14 protein-coding genes and 1 pseudogene are annotated in these 18,389 nt (G+C 67.6%); 6 read left to right on the top strand and 9 right to left on the bottom strand.

Annotation, left to right across the window (positions count from 1 at the left end; genetic code table 11):
* Positions 1 to 2 precede the first annotated feature (2 nt).
* From AO398_RS02930 to AO398_RS02920, 3 genes are all read right to left on the bottom strand, one after another.
* Positions 3 to 662, bottom strand: a complete 660-nt coding sequence (locus AO398_RS02930; RefSeq protein ID WP_082643100.1) for an MgtC/SapB family protein — start codon at positions 660 to 662, stop codon at positions 3 to 5.
* 144 nt (positions 663 to 806) lie between these two features.
* A complete protein-coding gene (locus tag AO398_RS02925; protein WP_058190479.1) occupies positions 807 to 1,745 on the bottom strand; it encodes an EcsC family protein in 939 nt (312 codons plus the stop codon).
* Positions 1,746 to 1,770: 25 nt separating this feature from the next.
* Positions 1,771 to 3,153 (bottom strand): AmpG family muropeptide MFS transporter, encoded by a 1,383-nt coding sequence (locus tag AO398_RS02920; protein ID WP_058190478.1) that lies wholly within the window; start codon positions 3,151 to 3,153, stop codon positions 1,771 to 1,773.
* Positions 3,154 to 3,393: 240 nt separating this feature from the next.
* Here AO398_RS02920 and AO398_RS02915 point away from each other — a divergent pair, with 240 nt between their 5' ends.
* Together AO398_RS02915 and AO398_RS02910 are read left to right on the top strand one after the other, a co-directional pair.
* Positions 3,394 to 4,434, top strand: a complete 1,041-nt coding sequence (locus tag AO398_RS02915; RefSeq protein WP_058190477.1) for a PAS domain-containing protein — start codon at positions 3,394 to 3,396, stop codon at positions 4,432 to 4,434.
* A 66-nt stretch (positions 4,435 to 4,500) separates the two neighbouring features.
* Positions 4,501 to 4,944, top strand: coding sequence for a response regulator (locus AO398_RS02910; RefSeq protein ID WP_058190476.1), 444 nt, complete (start codon positions 4,501 to 4,503; stop codon positions 4,942 to 4,944).
* 179 nt (positions 4,945 to 5,123) lie between these two features.
* Here the strand turns inward: AO398_RS02910 and mutS are convergent, their stop codons facing one another.
* The 5 genes from mutS to AO398_RS02885 all read right to left on the bottom strand — a co-directional run bounded on the left by mutS (position 5,124) and on the right by AO398_RS02885 (position 11,591).
* Positions 5,124 to 7,841: a DNA mismatch repair protein MutS gene (gene mutS / locus AO398_RS02905; RefSeq protein ID WP_058190475.1), complete on the bottom strand. Its 2,718-nt coding sequence runs from the start codon at positions 7,839 to 7,841 to the stop codon at positions 5,124 to 5,126.
* A gap of 151 nt (positions 7,842 to 7,992) precedes the next feature.
* On the bottom strand, positions 7,993 to 8,292 hold the full coding sequence (locus AO398_RS02900; RefSeq protein WP_058190474.1) for a hypothetical protein: 300 nt from the start codon (positions 8,290 to 8,292) through the stop codon (positions 7,993 to 7,995).
* Between the two features lie 309 nt (positions 8,293 to 8,601).
* The gene (locus AO398_RS02895; RefSeq protein ID WP_058190473.1) at positions 8,602 to 9,462 is read right to left on the bottom strand and encodes an alpha/beta hydrolase; all 861 of its coding nucleotides are present in this window, start codon (positions 9,460 to 9,462) and stop codon (positions 8,602 to 8,604) included.
* A 56-nt stretch (positions 9,463 to 9,518) separates the two neighbouring features.
* Positions 9,519 to 9,731 (bottom strand): hypothetical protein, encoded by a 213-nt coding sequence (locus AO398_RS02890; RefSeq protein WP_058190611.1) that lies wholly within the window; start codon positions 9,729 to 9,731, stop codon positions 9,519 to 9,521.
* Positions 9,732 to 9,791: 60 nt separating this feature from the next.
* The gene (locus AO398_RS02885) at positions 9,792 to 11,591 is read right to left on the bottom strand and encodes a patatin-like phospholipase family protein (protein WP_058190472.1); all 1,800 of its coding nucleotides are present in this window, start codon (positions 11,589 to 11,591) and stop codon (positions 9,792 to 9,794) included.
* A gap of 199 nt (positions 11,592 to 11,790) precedes the next feature.
* On the opposite strand from AO398_RS02885, the gene AO398_RS02880 reads away from it, so the two are divergent.
* The 4 genes and pseudogenes from AO398_RS02880 (at position 11,791) to mmsB (ending at position 16,951) form a co-directional block, all read left to right on the top strand.
* A complete protein-coding gene (locus AO398_RS02880; RefSeq protein ID WP_058190471.1) occupies positions 11,791 to 12,543 on the top strand; it encodes an SDR family oxidoreductase in 753 nt (250 codons plus the stop codon).
* 463 nt (positions 12,544 to 13,006) lie between these two features.
* Complete coding sequence (gene chvE / locus AO398_RS02875; protein ID WP_152997376.1) at positions 13,007 to 14,080, top strand: multiple monosaccharide ABC transporter substrate-binding protein; 1,074 nt, start codon at positions 13,007 to 13,009, stop codon at positions 14,078 to 14,080.
* A 113-nt stretch (positions 14,081 to 14,193) separates the two neighbouring features.
* Positions 14,194 to 15,726, top strand: a complete 1,533-nt coding sequence (gene mmsA, locus AO398_RS02870; protein ID WP_058190470.1) for a multiple monosaccharide ABC transporter ATP-binding protein — start codon at positions 14,194 to 14,196, stop codon at positions 15,724 to 15,726.
* Positions 15,723 to 16,951 (top strand): annotated as a pseudogene (gene mmsB / locus AO398_RS02865) (multiple monosaccharide ABC transporter permease). Before mmsA ends, mmsB begins: the two are co-directional and overlap by 4 nt.
* Before the next feature lie 269 nt (positions 16,952 to 17,220).
* Here mmsB and AO398_RS27250 read toward each other — a convergent pair.
* Positions 17,221 to 18,317 (bottom strand): IS630 family transposase gene (locus tag AO398_RS27250; RefSeq protein WP_152997375.1). Its coding sequence is split into 2 segments (ribosomal slippage): positions 17,221 to 17,786 and positions 17,786 to 18,317, totalling 1,098 coding nucleotides; the frame shifts between segments, so codons are not numbered across the junction.
* Positions 18,318 to 18,389: the final 72 nt, after the last annotated feature.

Raw genomic sequence — 18,389 nt, 5'->3', positions numbered from 1 at the left:
CCTCAGCTGCCGACGGTATCGACCGAGATGACGTCGGCCGTCTCACGCAGCTTCGCGGCGATTGCCTCGAAGCTCGTCCGCGACAGCCGCACGAAGGTGACGGTCACCTCGTCGAGCTCCGGGTCCGAGGCCGGGCGGGTGGTGAACTGGCGGACCCGCGAGGCGCGCTCGCCCGTGACGTCGTGGAGCGTGTCGATCGACATGGTGCCCTTGCGGACGGTCATCCGCAGGGTCTGGGACCGCATCCGCTCCCGCCAGCGCTCCTCGAACGGCTTGATCCCGGCCAGGATGCCGACCACCAGCGCCGTGGTCGCCAGGGCCGGCACGTAGAGCCCGCTGCCCACCGCGAGCCCGATGGCGGCGACGCCCCAGAGGCTCGCCGCCGTGGTGAGGCCCTTCACCACCTCGCCGCGCAGCAGGATCGTGCCGGCCCCGAGGAACCCGATCCCCGAGACCACCTGCGCGGCGATGCGCGAGGGATCGAGCACGACGTTCTTCGTCCCGAGCACGTCGCTGAAGCCGAAGGCCGAGACGATCATGATCAGGCAGGAGCCGACGCAGACGAGCATGTGCGTCCGCAGGCCCGCCGCCCAGAGCAGACGCTCCCGCTCCAGCCCGATCACGCTGCCCGCCAGAGCCGCCAGGGCGAGCCGGGTCACCATCTCCGCGTTGCTGATCAGGATCGCCTCCGTCTGTCCGCGTTACGCGGATCGGTTCTGGAGGTACCGGAAGTGCGGATCAAGGCGGGTTCGGGATTCGACAGCGCTCGCAATGACGGCGAGGCGTCGTCGTCGAGAGCCCCCTGCTCAGGCCACCCCGAGAGCCGCCTTCTCCACCTCGTAGGCCGCCCGGACGGCGGCCGGACCATAGGCCCGCTCCAGCCGCCGCACGGTGAAATGCGCGCGGGCGGTCGATTGGAAGTGGCTCATGAAGGCGGTGTTCACCGCTGCGCCGCCGAAGGCGCCCAGGATCGGCACCGCCTGGGCGGCGACCTTCTGGGATACGACGAGACCGAACCGGGCCGCGATCTGCGCGGTGAACCGGATCAGCGCCGGGGCCGACTGGTCGAGCAGGGTCTTACTGCCGGCGTAGCGGGCGGCCTCGGACAGGGTCTTGGCCAGGGCCGCGCGCACGGCGAAGTAACCGCTCTCGGTGAGCGCCGAGCCGGCCTCGCTCTCGGCCGCCGTGCGACCGCCCAGCGCGAAGACCTGGACACAGGCCAGCGCGCCTTCCGGCGTCTCGAGATCCTCGCCCTCCTCCCGGGCGATCTCGGCGATCGAGCGCAGCATCAGCGTGGTCGAGACGGGAAGCTCCACCGCCAGGGTCGCGAGCCCGAACGCCCCCCCGATGGCGCCGGAGAGAGCCGCGAAGGCCTTGTGTTTGGTATCGCCCGAACCCAACAGCCGGGTCAGCCGGCTCTCCGTCCTGGCGACGCCCTCCTCGAGCGTGGTGCCATCGGCGGGGACCACGTTCGTGCGCGGCAGCGTCGCCAGGGCGACCCGCAGCGCGCCGCGCATCGCCGCCTCGGTGGACCGGCCGACCGCCTCGGTGACCGGAGCGGGCAACGAGCGGCCGATGATGTCGAGGGGGGCACCGGCGGCCGAGGACAGGCGGGCGGCGAGGCTCGGCCGCTCCAACACCTGCACGGCCCGGCGCAGCGCGGCGAGGTCCGCCTCGCTCAAGGCGGTCTCGGGGATCGTCGCCGGCAGCGTTTCGTCGGCGCGAGTGAGGTCGCTCGTGCTCATCCGTCAATTCCTGGATCTGGTCGCATCACGCGGTGCCGGAGGCCCGCGCCGTGGAAGGAAGCTCGGGCGCCGGGATGCGGTTCCCCGCTTCCTCGGACGCCCGCGCGGCAGCCTCGTCCTGCCGCCGCCCGCGTCGCCCGACCGCGAGGCACAGGATCAGCACCGGGATCCCGACCAGCGAGGTCATGACGAAGAAGGCCGGATAGCCGATCGCCGCGACCACGAACCCCGAGGAGCCCGCGACCAGCTTGCCCGGCAGGGCGTAGAGTGAGGAGAACAGCGCGTACTGCGTCGCCGCATAGGCCGTGCTGGTGAGGCTGGACATGTAGGCGATGAGGACGATGCCCGCGAAGGAGCCGCAGAAGTTCTCGATCGAGATCGCGATCGTCAAGCGCCAGATCTCGGGGGCGCCGGCCGAGAGCCAGGCGAAGGCGAGATGCGAGGAGGCCGCCAGGAAGGCACCGAGCAGCAGGGTCAGGAATAGACCCATCCGGGCCAGCGCCCAACCCCCCGCGAAGCCGCCCGCGATCCCGACCCAGATGCCATAGAGCTTGGTGACGGTGGCAATCTCCTTCAGGTCGAAGCCGAGTGCCCGGTACAATGGGCTCGCCATCACCCCCGACAGAAAGTCCGGCAGGCGGTAGAGGGCCACCAGCAGCAGGATACCCCAGAGCGCGCCACCGAAGCGGCCGTGCAGCTCGGTCAGCGGCTCGAGCACGGCCCGGCGCATCGACCAGAACCGGGAATGGCCGGTCGCATCCGCCTTGACCCGCGGCGGCGCGTCGAAGGCCGGCGCCAGAAGCGCGGCGATCATGCCCACCAGCATCAGGGCGGCCATGATCAGGTAGGCGAGCGTCCAGCCTCCGGCCGAGGACCTGAACAGGGCCCCGGCCCCGGCCGCGATCAGCCCGAGCCGGTAGCCGAGGTTCGAGGTCGCCGCCAGGATGCCCTGGAAGTCGCTGCCGGCCGCGTCGATGCGCCAGCCATCCACCACCACGTCCTGGCTGGCCGCGCAGAACGCCACCAGGAAGGCCCCGAGGCCCAGCAGCGCGAGATTGGTGTTCGGGTCCGAGATGGCCATCAGGACCAGGCACAGGGCCACGGCGGCCTGAGTCGTCACCATCCAGGCGCGGCGCCGGCCGAGCCGCGCGCTCAGGACCGGCACGTTCAGCCGGTCGATCGCCGGCGCCCAGAGGAATTTCAGCGAGTACGGCAGGGCCACGTAGCTGAACAGGCCGATCGCCCGCACGTCGATATCCGAGAAGGCGAGCCGGAGCGTGAAGGTCCCGAGCACCAGCAGCAGCGGCAGCCCGGAGGAGAATCCGAGCGCCAGCATCAGTATGATCCGCCGGTCCTCGACGATGTCGCGCAGATGAAAGCGACGCAAAGCCTGTGGCGGGTTGCCCATGGTATGGAACTCCTGAGCCCTATTGGCCTTGATCTCGCGAAATCGTGGCAGCCTTGGGCCGTTCGGGTCTCGGCTGAATCGGGAGGCCGAGCGCCTTTATCATGGTCGAAGCATGCTTAACGCGGTGTCCACGTTCCGCAGCCGCGGAGCGCGCAGGGGGCCGCCGCTGGCTCAAATCGTGTCGACCAAGTGTGGAATGATGTGTTGAGTGCCCCTCTCGAGCCCAGTCCGCCGCATGCGATGCTGGTCGATGCCTTCGCGCGCAGTCCATCCCCGATGGTCATCACGGACGCGCGCGCGCCCGACAACCCGATCTCCTGGGCCAACGACGCGTTCCTAGAACTGACCGGGTTCGACGCCGACGAGCTTCTTGGGCGCAACTGCCGCATGCTTCAGGGACTGGGAACCGATCCGGCCGAGATCGCTCGGATCCGGACCGCCGTCGAGGCCGGCAATCCCGTCACGGCCGAGCTGCTGAACTACCGCAAGGATGGCTCCACCTATTGGAGCGCGATGACGATCACGCCGGTCCACGACGCGGCCGGTCTCGCGTATTTCTACGCGGCGCAGGCCGACATGACGCACACCCGCGAGCGCGAGGTGACGATGCGCGTCACCAACGACGAGCTCGAGCGCCTGGTGGCGGCCCGCACCCACGACCTGAGCGCCGCCCTGGAGCAGAAGACGGCCCTGCTCCACGAGGTCGATCACCGGGTGAAGAACAATCTTCAGGTGATCTCCTCGCTGATGCTGCTCAAGGCCCGTCGCACTCCGGAGGGCGATGCGCGGGACGCGCTCCAGGGCATGGCCGAGCGGATCGGCGCCCTCTCGACCGCGCACCGGATGCTCTACTCGGAGGGTGACTGCACCCATTTCAACCTCGGCGATTTCGCGGCCGAGTTCCTGTCCCACGTGAATGCCGGGCTCGATCACGACAAGCAACGGGTCGAGGCCGAGGTCGAGCCGATCGCGGTGGCCGCCGCGATGGCGGCACCGCTGGCCCTGCTGATTCACGAGCTGACCGCCAACGCCCTGCGCCATGCCTTCCCGAACGCGCGGGAGGGACGCGTCTCGATCACGGCCCGCCGCACCGAGGCCGGCATGCAACTGACGATCCGGGACGACGGCGTCGGCTTGGCGGCTGCGGCGCCGAACCCCGCGGGCTTCGGCCGGAATCTGGTGGAAATGGTGGTCCGCCAGCTGCGCGGGACCATCGCCTGGGCCGATGCCGGGCCCGGCACCCATGTCGAGATCGATATCCCGCTTCAACTGCCGGCTTGAGAATTCGGGCCAAACGCTTCAAGCTCGCGCCAAGCTCAGCGGTCGAGACACCAAAAGGGAGATCGCATGAGGGGTGGGAACGCCGGCGCGGATGCTGCGCTCCGCATCCTCGTGGTCGAGGATGAGGTGCTGATCGCGCTCGAACTCGAATGCCTGCTCGACGAACTCGGGCATGTCACGGTCGGTATCGCTGGAAGTTCAGCGGAGGCGATCGCGCTCGGACGCTCGGCCGAACCCGACGTCGCCTTCGTGGACATCCACCTGGTCGACGGACCCACCGGCGTGGAGGTCGCCCGGGAGCTCGCCGCGGACCCGCGGATCACCGTGGTGTTCATGACCGCCAATTCCAAGCGCATCCCTGCGGACTTTGCAGGGGCCATCGGGGTGATCGCGAAACCCTATTCCGAGCGCGTGGTCGCCAGCATCCTGGACTGGGTCGCCGACCGGCGCGCCGGCCGGGCACAGCAGCACGTCGCCCCGGATGGGTTTCACTTCGCACCGGCGCCGTAGTTTTTTCCGAGACCGGATTTTCCGATCAAACCTCATCCAGAGGGGCCGGAGCGCAGCGGAGGCCTCGAAGGAGGCCTCCAGCCAACCGCGCGATCTCTGAAAGTCTCCTTCGAGGCCCGTGGATCCGGCCGCCTCGGGACAAGGGCCCGGGTGGGATTAGCCCCCCACGCCCCCCAAAATCACCGCTTCTCCGCCCGCTCCCGCTTGAGTCGGTAAAGTGCATCCAGCGCTTCCCGGGGCGTCAGCGCATCCGGATCGATAGTGTCGAGGAGCGCCCCCAGGGGATCCTCCGCCGGGGGCTCCGGCGGTGGCGGCGGGGCCAATGCCGCGAACAGCGGCAGGTCGTCGATCTTGGCCCGGGCCGGGCGCCCCCGCTCGGCCTTTTCCAGGCTCTTGAGGATCGTCCCGGCGCGCGCCACGACGCTGCCCGGCAAACCGGCGAGCCGCGCCACCTGCAGGCCGTAGCTGCGCTCGGCGATCCCCGGCACCACCTCGTGCAGGAACACCACGCCGTCCCGGTGCTCGGCCACCTTGAGGGTGGCGTTGTCGAGCCGCGCCAGCCGATCGCCCAGAGCGGTCAGCTCGTGGAAATGCGTGGCGAACAGCGCCCGGCAGGCATTGGCCTCGTGCAGATGCTCCAGACAGGCCCAGGCGATCGACAGCCCGTCGAAGGTCGCGGTGCCACGGCCGATCTCGTCTAGGATCACCAAGGAGCGGCGGGTGGCCTGATTGAGGATCGCGGCGGTCTCGACCATCTCGACCATGAAGGTCGATTGCCCCCGCGCCAGGTCGTCCGCCGCGCCGACTCGGGAGAACAGCCGGTCGACCCGGCCGATCCGCGCCGACGCGGCCGGTACGAAGGCGCCCATCTGGGCCAGCACCGCGATCAGCGCGTTCTGGCGGAGGAAGGTCGACTTGCCGCCCATGTTCGGGCCGGTGATCAGCCGGATCCGGCCCCGCGTCTCACCCGACAGGTCGCAATCGTTGGCGATGAACGGCTCGCCGGCCCGGCGCAGGGCCGCCTCAACCACAGGATGCCGTCCGCCGGTGATGGCGAAGGCCAGGGAATCGTCCACTTCCGGCCGGCGCCAATCGAGTTCGACCGCCAGCTCGGCGTTGCTGGCCGCGACATCGACCGCCGCCAGGGCTTCGGCGACCTGCGCAGTCTGCGAAGACTGTTCGACGATACGCGCGGCCAATTCGTCGAAGATCTTCGATTCAAGGGCGAGCGCGCGGTCCGAAGCGCCGGAGATCCTTCGCTCGAGATCGCCCAATTCGACGCTGGTGAAGCGCATCGCGTCGACCATGGTCTGCCGATGCACGAAGTCCCGCTGCAATCCCTTGAGGCAGGCCTCGCCCACCGATTGCGGTACCTCGATGAAAAACCCGAGCAGGTTGTTGTGCTTGATCCGCAGGGTCCGGCAGCCCGTCTCCTCGGCGTAGCGGGCCTGGAGCGCCGCCACGACCTTGCGCGAATCCTGGCCGAGCAGGCGGGCCTCATCGATCTCGTCCGAGTAACCCGTCCGGATGAAGCCGCCGTCCCGCCGGGACAACGGCAGCTCGTCGGCCAGCGCCCGCCGCAACGTGTCCGCCAAGTCCGGGTCGGCCGCGCCCAACGCCTCGGCGATCGCGGCGAGCTCGGCTGTCGCTGCCCCCGCCTGCGTCAGCACCGCGCCGAGCCCCGCCGCCGCCATCAGCCCGTCGCGGATCGCCGCCAAATCGCGCGGGCCGCCGCGTCCCAGGCCCACCCGGGACAGCGCCCGGGCCAGGTCTGGCGCCCGGGCCAGCGTCTCGCGGATCGCCCGACGCAGGGCGTGATCCTCGGCCAGATACGCAACGGTCTCGTGCCGTTGCGCGATCCCCGCCAGATCGGTCAGCGGCCCAGCCAAGCGCTCGGCGAGCAGCCGGGCACCGTTGGCGGTCACCGTCCGGTCGATCGTATCGAGCAGGCTGCCAGTCCGCTCGCCTGAGAGCGTGCGGGTCAGCTCGAGGTTGGCGCGGGTCGCGGCGTCGATGGCGAGCGTCGACCCGGCCTCTTCGCGGGTCGGTACCGACAGGGGCGCCCGGGCAGCGAGCTGCGTCCGGGCGATGTACAGGAGCCCAGTTCCGGCCGCCTGAATCTCGGCTCGGGTAAAGCTGCCGAAGCCGTCGAGCGTCGAGACGCCGTATTGTTCGCGCACGCGCCGCTCGGCCGCCGCAGGCTCCAGCTCCGCCTGAGCCAGGGGGACGATGGCGGCCCGGCTCTCCTGCCAGATCCGCGCCAGCGCCGGATCGGCATGAATTGCCTCGGACAGGACGATCTCGCGCGGATCGTGCCGGGCGATTGCGCTTGCGAGATCACCGGCGGGCACCTCGCTCAGGGAAAAGCGGCCGGTGGAGATGTCGATCGCGGCCAAGCCATAGGCGGTGGCGCCCTCTCCCGTCTTGCGTCGCCCGATCGCCAGCAGCAGGTTGGCACGCGTCGGGTCGAGCAGGCGGTCCTCGGTGATGGTGCCCGGCGTGACGAGGCGCACGACCTCGCGCCGAACAACCGATTTCGGCCCGCGCCGCTTGGCTTCGGCGGGATCCTCAGTCTGCTCGCAGACAGCCACCCGGTTGCCCATGGCGATGAGGCGGCTGAGGTAATCGTCGGCCCGGTCCACCGGGACGCCGCACATCGGGATCTCGGCGCCGCCGTGGCGGCCACGCTTGGTCAGCACGATGCCGAGCGCCCGGGAGGCGATCTCCGCGTCGCCGAAGAACAGCTCGTAGAAATCCCCCATCCGGTAGAACAGGAGGCAATCGGGATTGGCCGCCTTGATCTCGATATACTGCGCCATCATGGGCGTGGCGCCGGCCGGATCCAGGGCGGCGGCGGGTGGCATTTCGGGGGCGGTGCGGACGGCGGTTCGGGCCATGCCGCCTCTTAGCAGAGTGCCGCAGGCGAATCAGTCCGTGTGGGGCGACGCGCCTGGGGAGAAGCCGCCACCACCGGTGGATGAGGCTTCCGCGAAACAGAAAACCCGGCGCTGCGGGCGCCGGGCTTTCGTTCGGTTTAAGAGAGACGGGTCAGTAGCGCGGGCCACCGGTGGTGTTGCCCAGGTTCTGCTGGTAGCCGCGCAGGGCGGGGTTCTTCGCGTTCGGGTTGCCGTGGCGCATCGTGTTCATGCGGCGCATCCGACGCTCGTGCCGTGTGGAATGGTGACGGTGCATCCGATGATGCCGATGGTGATGCATCGCGACCGTATCCACCATGTCTGCCGGAGCTAGGCCCGGCTGTGGCATGGCAGGCGTCGCCTGAACCGCGGCTGTTCCGGCAAGGAGACCGCCGAAGAACAGGCCGGCGGTCAGGAGGGAACGAAATGACATTTTTAAAATGCTCCGGTCTGGTCCGAGAAGTGTCAGCTCAATGGTTTCTGGGGCAGGATGTTCCGGCGACATGCTGAAAAATGCTTCGATGCAATCTGACAAAGGGTATGGATTAAGGTGCCGTCTGGGCCGTATCGAAGTCGTTAGTCGAACATAAGCCAAATTTTAACTGTGCTGATACAACTTCTGGGGCGTCGAGGGCTGCCTGATTACACAGCCCACACTTCGGAATCGCTTACGATGCCGATACCGGTTCCGCTAAAATTGGCGGATCCTTGGAATGGGTCGCGCGTCCCCCGAAGAAGACGGCTAGGCCAAGAAGTCCTGCAGTGCCGTGTTCACGGCCGCCGGCTCCTCGTGGGCGAGCCAATGGGTGGCGTGCGGGAACCAAGCGATCCGCCCGTCATCGCACAGGTCAAGGCTGGCTTCGGCGAGTCCGGGTTGCAAGGCGGTATCCTGCTCGCCCCACAGGATCAGGGTCGGCGCGCGGACCCGCGGCGGCTCGGTCCGTCGCAACTGGGCCAGGGCGCGATACCAGTTCAGCATGGCCGTCATCGCGCCTGGCTGCAGCCACGCCGCAACGTAGCGGTCGAGGTCCGACGGCGCGAAGGCGCCCGGTCGGCTGGTGCTTGTCAGTGCGTGCCGCAGGCCCCGGCACCGATCCATCTTGAGGAGTTGCTCCGGCAAGACGGGCAGCTGGAACAATCCGATATAGGAACTCCGCAGCCACTGACCGGGGTGGCGGCGGATATAGGACCCGACGACACCCGGATGTGGCGCGTTGAGGATCGCGAGCCGCGCGATCCGGTCGGGATAGTGGCTTGCGACCCACCACGCGACGAGCCCGCCCCAATCGTGGCCGACAAGGCGTATCGTTGCGAAGCCGCGGGCGTCGGCCAGAGCAATTACGTCGGCGGCCAGCTTGTCCAAATGATAGGCGCCCACGCCGTGCGGTTTGTCGCTCAGGCCATAGCCACGTTGGTCCGGTATGACGAGACGCAGGCCCGCCTCGGACAGCGATCCGATTTGATGGCGCCAGCCGTACCAGAACTCCGGAAAGCCATGGAGCAGAATGGTCGGCGGCCCCGCCTCCGGACCGGCCTCGGCCACATGCAGGCTCACCTCCGGTAGGCCGACCCGGCGAAACGCAACGCCCGCCACATCCGTCATCAGGTCCGGTGCTCCGTCATTCCGAGAGGGTCACGCAATGTCGCTACGCTTCGCCGTCAGAAGCCGAGGAGCGCACAGGCGCCACCCTCGGCGTCGAGCTGGTCCCTGAGCCGGTCTGGGGAGGTCCGCGTCCAGAGACAGAGCAGGACGAAGGCCGCACCGTGCAGCAGGGTACCGGTCACCGGGACATGGGGCGACCCTACGCCGTCCTGTTGGCTTCGCGTGGAGCTCGTATCGGCCACGGCATTCAGTGTTGGAGAGTGAGTCATCATGATCTTCAGGCTCGACGTGTCGTCTCTCCCGTGAAGATCGTTGCCTGGGGCATACGGTTACCCAACGCCGGTCCCCGCAGTGCGCTGGCACACGTCTATCCGACTGCGCGCCACGTCAGCGATCAAACGCATCGGCTCCAGCCACTGTGACAGATGGCCGGCTGCGATCTTCGCGCGGGTGTCCTGATAGCCGAGTTCCGCGGATTCCCGGAAGCTCGACCAAGCCCGCAGATCGATGCCGGCTAACGGCGGCTTGAGGAGGGCCGTGGCATGGGCGGCCGCCACCATGGTCTGCGCGTCGCTTGAGACGGTGGCGGCGCGCAACAGGAGCGGGGCCAGGCCCGGCATCGCCACCGGAGAGCCGATGAGCCGACGCAGAAGCCGGCCGCGCCAGCCGCGGGTGGGCATATCCTGGAACGCGCGGTCGCTGCCGACATCGACGGCCAGGACCGGGCCACGCTCCAGCGCGGCTGCGACATCCGCCGGGACGTTATTCATCATGCCGCCGTCGACCAGCACGCCCTCGTCGCACAGGACGGGGGGAAGCAGCCCCGGGATGGCGATGCTGGCCCGCAGCGCCTTCGGCAGGTCACCCGCCCGATGAATCATGGCCCGGCCGGTCGTCAGGTTTGACGACACGCAGAAGAACGGCAGCCACAGATCCTCGATGCGTGCGCCGCCGTAGCGCTCGGCGAGGCTGGCATCGACCTTGGCGCCCCGGGTCAGGGCGTGGATCGGAAGCGTGTAATCGTTAATCGGGTTGCGGCCCGTGAAGGTCGCCTCGGTCTGTGCGCAAATCTCTGCAACGCTCCAACCCATGGCGAGGCTGGCGGCGATGACCGCGCCCATGCTGGTGCCGCCCACGAAGTCCGGCGCGCAGCCCACGTCATCCAGCGCCCGGAGCACGCCGAGATGGGCGAGCGCTCGCGCCCCGCCTCCGCCCAGCACGAGCCCGCGCCCCAGGCCGCTGGTGAGCCGGGCCAGCCGACCGATATCGTCCGGCCGACCGGGGCGAAGCTGGATCCGCATCGCCGTGGGCAGGTCCGCCACGGCTGGATGCAGGGCCCTGGGCCGCAGCGCCTGAGGATCCTGACGCACGACCAAGTCCGTACGGATCCAGTCCGACCGCACCCGCTCCAGATAGGCGGTCGCTCCCGGACGCGGCGGTGCCCCGGGCTCGGCCAGCAGCAGGACGTGATCGCCCAGGCGTTGGCTCAGCCGGGACCAGGGCCCCTCGATGTCCCGGGCCACGAACACCGTCCGCGCATGACGGGCCTCGAAGGCATGGACCCAGTCCTCGTCTGCACCCTCCGGCAGCCGACTCAGGCAACCGGTTACTCCCGGCAGGATGGCGTCGAGGGCGGAGGCGAAGGCTAGCGCGAACGGTTCGGGATCCGGGCCGTCGGTGACGGCCATCATCACGAAGGTTCGCGGTGCATGAAATACCGAATGCCCCTCGTAGAGCGTACGCAGGCGCTCGGCGAGCATCCGAGCGAAATACAGGAGCGTGTGCGGATGCTCGGCGATCACGGCCTCGAAGGCCGCGCGGGTGAGGCACAAGATCTGTGAATCGCGCAGGGCCGTCACGGTCGCCGCCCGCGGCGCATCGGAGAGCAACGCCATCTCGCCGAAGATCGCGGGCGGGCGCAGCCGGGCAATCCGACTCTGGACCCCGTGGTGGTCGCGGGTCGAGACGCCAACTGCGCCGGAGACCAGGGTATAGAGCGCGTCTCCGGCGTCGCCCTGCTCGAACAGGGTCCGGCCCCCCGGCACCGTCATGGCGATCATGCGGGCGCGCACTGCTTCGATCGCCGCGGCGTCGAGATCGGCGAGGAACGGGATCTCGGGATGGCTCACGCCCGCCTAGCCCCGGTCACGCCCGCCATCCGGTACGCCCGCATCGCACCCTCTCGGTGCGCATTCGCCGTGTGTCACGATAGCGGTTCAGCGGCCGAGACGGTCTGCGAGGGTTCGTACGCATCTGAAACGGTTCGCTCTTCGCGCCGCCACGGCCGTCCGGTACAGGCAGGACAACGTCATAAGTTGGGAGGCAGCGATGTCGAGGGCTGATCGGATCGCGATCGTGACCGGAGCGGGGACGGGAGTCGGCAAGGCTTCGGCCCTGGCACTCGCCGGAGCCGGGTGGAGCGTGGTGCTGTCCGGGCGGCGTCCGGCGCCGCTGGACGAGGTCGCGGCGCAGATCGAGGCGGGGCGCGCCCTCGTGGTCCCGACCGATGTGACCGACCCGGATTCGATCGCCAACCTGTTCGCGCAGACGACGTCCCGCTTCGGCCGCCTCGACCTGCTGTTCAACAATGCCGGCATCGGCGCGCCGCCGGTACCCTTGGAGGATCTGCCAGTCGAGACCTGGCACCAGGTGGTCGACACCAACCTGACGGCCCTGTTCCTGTGCACCCAGCACGCCTTCCGGATCATGCGCAACCAGACCCCCCGCGGCGGGCGGATCATCAACAACGGCTCGATTTCCGCCCATGCCCCGCGGCCGAACTCGATCGCCTACACAGCGACCAAGCACGCCGTGACCGGCATCACCAAGGCGACCTCCCTCGACGGGCGCGCCTACGACATCGCCTGCGGCCAGATCGATATCGGCAACGCCGATACGCCGATGGGCGGCAAGATGAAGGACGGCGTCGCGCAGGCCGACGGGACGACGCGGGCCGAGGCGGTGATGGACCCGGCCCATGTTGGCGACGCGGTGCTGATGATGGCGAACCTGCCGCTGGAGGCCAACGTTCAGTTCATGACCGTCATGGCGACCAAGATGCCGTTCATCGGTCGCGGTTGATGGCGTGACACGGCGCGCTCCGGGCGCCAATCAGCCGATCTGACGGAGAGCCACTCGGCGCTCCGGACAAGCGGGGCGCCTTCGCGCCATTAACAGCCACGCTTTTCCCGTACGCTCCGCGCGGCGCCGATTGACGCCCGCATTTATAACTCATACAAATCGTTCAACAAGAATGGCTGGGGTTCTAATCCCGGTCGCGCACGGGGCGAGGGCCCGCGTGACCTGTGCGCCGCCATCGCTGCTTCCGTCGCCGAGCGACCGCAAGTCGTTCAAAGACCAGGCCGCGCCGGTGCTGGAGACTTCTGATCGGTTTGAGCCGCCGCAATCGGTGTAAGCAAGTATATTCATCGTCGAACCGGCCGGACTGCGCCGGTCGATCGATGCGTGTTGCCAATCAAAAACATTCGCCCAGCGCGAAGCGCGCAGATCCGTCGCGCAGGATGATTGAGACCGGGGGGACTTGATGATCACCAGGCAAACATTCCTCAAGCTCGCACTTGGCGCCTCGCTGCTGGCGGGCCTCGCCGTGCCCGAAGCGCTCGCCGCCACCGGTGACCTGATCGGCGTCGCCATGCCGACCAAGTCGTCCCAGCGCTGGATCGACGACGGCAACAACATCGTGAAGCTGCTGGCGGCCAAGGGGTACAAGCCGGACCTGCAATACGCCGACGACGACATCCCGAATCAGCTTGCCCAGATCGAGAATATGCTCACCAAGGGGGCGAAGGTTCTGGTGGTCGCCTCGATCGATGGCACGACGCTGAGCGACGTGTTGTCGAAAGCCAAGGATGCCGGCGTCAAGGTCATCGCCTACGATCGCCTGATCAAGGGTACGCCCAACGTCGACTTTTACGCGACGTTCGACAACTTTCAGGTCGGCGTGCAGCAGGCCAGTTCGATCGTCGAGGCGCTGGGACTGAAGGAGGGCAGGGGCCCGTTCAACATCGAGCTGTTCGGCGGCTCGCCCGACGACAATAACGCCTACTTCTTCTACGACGGTGCCCTCTCGGTGCTGCAGCCCTACATCGACGCGAAGAAACTGGTGGTGCGGTCCGGCCAGACCGGCATGGACAAGGTCTCGACCCTGCGCTGGGACCCGGCCACCGCGCAGGCGCGCATGGATAACCTGCTCTCGGCCTATTACGGCAGCGCGAAGCTCGATGCGGTTCTGTCGCCCTACGACGGCATCTCGATCGGCATCATCTCGTCGCTCAAGGGTGTCGGCTACGGCTCCGGCAGCCTGAAAATGCCGGTCGTCAGCGGCCAGGACGCCGAGCTGCAATCGATCAAGTCGATCATCGCCGGCGAGCAGTATTCCACCGTGTTCAAGGATACGCGCGAACTGGCCAAGGTGACGGTCGCGATGATCGACGCCATCGAGACCGGAAAGCAGCCGGAGGTCAACGACAGCAAGACCTACAACAACGGCAAGAAGGTCGTTCCGGCCTACCTGCTGAAGCCCGTGGTCGTCACCAAGGCCAACTGGAAGCCGGCCCTGGTGGATACGGGCTACTACACGCTCGATCAGCTCAAGTGAGACAAGCGGGGCCGGATATGCCGGCCCCGACCGATCTGGCTGATGCCGGCAGGTCCGGCAACGGCGGTCGAACCTTGCAAGACCGATACAAACGACGAGCCGAAAGTGGTCGCATGCAGTCCGTCCTCGAAATGCAGGGAATTACGAAGACATTCCCCGGGGTCAAGGCGCTTTCGGATGTCAACCTGACGGTCCAGCCCGCCGAGATCCACGCCCTGGTCGGCGAGAACGGCGCCGGAAAATCGACGCTGATGAAGGTTCTGAGCGGAGTCTATCCGCACGGCACCTATGAGGGCGAAATCCACTACGAGGGACGACTCAGCCAGTTCCGGGACATCTCGGACAGTGAGCGCGTGGGTATCGTGATCATTCACCAGGAACTGGCCTTGGTGCCGTTCCTGTCGATTGCCGAGAACATCTTCCTCGGCAACGAGCCGGCCCGGTTCGGCATCATCGACCGGGACCGGATGTTCACCCGGGCCGTCGAGCTCCTCAAGACCGTGGGGCTCGATGAGTATCCCGATACGCTGGTTACCCATCTCGGGGTCGGCAAGCAGCAACTCGTCGAGATCGCCAAGGCGCTCTCGAAGAAAGTCATGCTGATCCTCGACGAGCCGACCGCGAGCCTGAGCGAGAAGGACAGCGATGCGCTCCTGCGCCTGCTCGTCAGCTTCCGGGAGCAGGGCATCGCCTCGATCCTGATCTCGCACAAGCTCAACGAGATCGCGAAGGTCGCTGACCGGATCACCGTCCTGCGCGACGGCACCACGGTCGAGACCCTCGACTGCCGGGACGGATCGATCGACGAGGATCGCATCATCCGCGGCATGGTTGGCCGGGAGATGGCGAATCGCTATCCGCCCCGCGCTCCGCGGATCGGTGACGTGATGCTGGAAGTGCGTGACTGGACGGTGCACCACGCCGTCCACGCAGATCGCCCGGTGGTGCGCACCGTCAACCTCGCCGTCAACAAGGGCGAGATCGTCGGCATTGCCGGCTTGATGGGCTCCGGCCGGACCGAACTCGCCATGAGCTTGTTTGGCCGCTCGTACGGCCAGGGCATCTCGGGCCAAGTCCGCATTGAGGGCCGAAATGTCGATGTCTCGTCCATCGGCAAGGCGATCGCGGCGGGCATCGCCTACGTCACCGAGGACCGGAAGCAACTCGGCCTCGTGCTCGACGAGACCATCACCAAGAACACCACTTTGGCGAACCTGCCGGGCGTGTCCACGGCGACGGTGATCGACGAGGACAAGGAGCGCGAGGTCGCCACCGATTACCGGACCAAGATGCGGATCCGCTCCTTCGGCGTGGCGCAGCAGACCGTGAATCTCTCGGGCGGCAACCAGCAGAAGGTCGTGCTGAGCAAATGGCTGTTCACGCACCCGAAGGTGCTGATCCTAGACGAACCGACCCGAGGCATCGATGTCGGCGCCAAGTACGAAATCTATTCGATCATCAACGAGTTGGCTGACGGCGGCCGGGGCGTGCTGATGATCTCGTCGGACATGCCGGAACTGCTCGGCATGTGCGACCGCATCTACGTGATGAACGAAGGGCGTTTCGTGGGCGAGTTCCAGCGCTCGGAGGCGAGCCAGGAGGCGATTATGCGCGCGATCATGCGCTCGAAGGACCTGAACGGATGAACGACCTCTCTGCGGGCAAGTCGATGACCTCTGGCGCCGCCTCCATTCCCGAAGCCAAGCCAGCCGCCGATGCGCGGGCGAAACGCGGCTTCCTCGGGACCTCGCAGGTCCGGGATTACGGGCTGCTGGTCGCCCTGCTGCTGATCACGCTGTTCTTCGAGTACACGACCAACGGCGTGCTGTTCCAGCCGCTCAACCTCACCAACCTGATCCTGCAGAACAGCTACGTCGTCGTGATGGCGCTGGGCATGCTGCTCGTCATCGTGGCCGGGCATATCGACCTGTCGATCGGCTCGATCGTCGGCTTCGTCGGCCCTTGGCGGCCCTTCTGATGGTCCGCGTCGGCCTCGATCCGCTCTCCGCGACGATCATCTGCCTCGCGGTCGGCGCCGCCATCGGCGGGCTGCAGGGGGCTTTCGTCGCCTATCTCGGTATTCCCAGCTTCATCGTCACCCTGGCCGGCATGCTGGTGTTCCGCGGCCTGACCCTCGTTCTACTCCAGGGCGCCTCGATCGGGCCGTTCCCGGAGGTGTTCCAGCTCCTCGCCAAGGGTTTCCTGACCAATTTCGCTGGGCCCTGGACTTCGGTGCTGATCGGGGCGGTGCTCGCGCTCACCCTGTTCGGCATGAACTGGCAGCGCCGCGCAGCGCAGGTCCGCCATGGCAGCCAGCCCGACAGCGTGGCCGCGTTCGTGGCCCGCAACGGCATCACGACCATCGTGATCCTCGCCTTCGCGTATCAGATGAGCGCGTATCGCGGCCTGCCCAACGTGCTGATCGTGATGTTCGTGCTGGTGATGCTGTACCGGTTCATCACCACGCGCACGACGATCGGGCGGCGGATCTACGCGCTCGGCGGCAACATCAAGGCTGCACGCCTGTCCGGCATCAAGACCGAGCAGCTGACCTTCCTGACCTTCGCCAATATGGGCGCGCTGGCCGGGCTCGCCGGCATGATCTTCGCCGCGCGGCTCAACACCGCGACCCCGAAGGCCGGCGTCGGCTTCGAGCTCGACGTAATCGCCGCCTGCTTCATCGGGGGCGCCTCCGCGGCCGGCGGCATCGGAAAGGTCTCAGGGGTCGTCATCGGGGCGTTCATCATCGGCGTGATGAACAACGGCATGTCGATCCTCGGCATCGGCATCGACTACCAGCAGGTGATCAAGGGGATCGTGCTGCTCGCTGCGGTCTGCCTCGACGTCTACAACAAGAAGAACCGCGCCTGACGCCAGAAGACGGCCGGTCCGCCGCCGCCGATCTACGCGGTCGGTTGAAGCTGCCGGTCGCCGCTGCGCTGCCGTTGGCTACCCAACTCGGGGAGCTCGCGGTCGGGTGGCGCGATCGTCGTCATGAGCAGCTGATGCGGCTGCGGTCCCGGCAGGAGCGGCATCGTCTGCGGCTCGGGTGCCGGCGGTGGCGGGGTCGGGACGGGTGCCCGATGCTTGGCCGGCTTCGCTGTTGGCATCGCCGAGAAGCTAATACTAACTCTCACTGATCAGAACTCATGAGCCCAGGCGCGCAGGCCGATGGACATGATGCGCCAGGGCTGGTCGATGAGTTTGTTCCAGGCGTCGCAGCAGTGGTCGAGGATGGCCTCGTATGAAGCAAAGATCCGATTGCCGAGCCAGTTCTCACGGATGAACTGCCAGAGGTTCTCGACGGGGTTCAGTTCGGGCGAGCGCGCTGGCAGCGGCAGCAAGGTGATGTTGGGCGGGATCACGAGCTTCCGGGTCATGTGCCAGCCGGCCTGATCGAGCAGGAGCACGGCGTGCGCGCCCGACGCGACGGCCCTGGCGATCTCGGCCAGGTGCAGGTTCATCGCCTCTTTGGTGCAGTGGGGCATAACGAGCCCGGCTCCCGTGCCACGAGCCGGGCAGATCGCGCCGAAGAGGTAAGCGGAGGCGGTGCGCTGGTCCTTCGCGGCCACTGGGCGTGTGCCACGGCGTGCCCAGCGGCGGCTGATCGTGTTTTTCTGCCCGATCCGAGCCTCGTCGGAAAACCAGATCTCTATCGGCTTGCCGCCCGTGGCCTGCGCGATCTCTGCCAGGCGGGCGGGAAAGGCTTTTTAAAAACCGGGATGGCGTCCTGATCCTGCGCGTGATGGCGCGGACGAGCCGAGAGCTTGCGGTAGCCCATGCTCCGCAGAACCCGGCTCAGCGTCTGCTCGGAGACAGAGACCCCGTGATCTTCGAACAGGATCTGGGCGAGATCGATCAACCGCCAGCGCACCACCCCGTGGGCGGCCGGCATCGGCCCCTGCTCGACCAAGGCACGCAGCGCCTCCCGCTGCTCGACGTTCAGGCGCGGGCGAGCGCCGAGAGCCTTGCCGCCGATCAGCCCATCTGGCCCCTCAGCGTTGAAGGCGAGCACCCAGTCCCGCACGGTCTGGAGCCCGACGCCGCCGAGAGCGGCCGCCTCAGAGCGCGGGCTGCCCGCGTAGATCGCTGACAGGGCCAGCAGGCGGCGGGTCTGATCCGGCTCAAGCGAACGCTTCGCCAGGGCACGCAGGGCCGCGGCATCGAAGTCTGGCCGCAGCGGTATAGGAGCCGCCATCCCATCCTCCTCAGGCTCGAAACCCGAGGACAGAATCACACCCCTGTCCGATCCGCTACCCCGCGTGAGTCCCGCTCAACGAGGCTTGGTATAACACACAGCACCAGGCAC

It is taken from the genome of Methylobacterium sp. GXS13 (assembly GCF_001455965.1).
In the GTDB taxonomy this organism is placed as follows: Bacteria; Pseudomonadota; Alphaproteobacteria; order Rhizobiales; family Beijerinckiaceae; genus Methylobacterium.
Note: the sequence above shows the minus strand (reverse complement) of the source record. Positions and strands in the feature narration are given on the sequence as shown.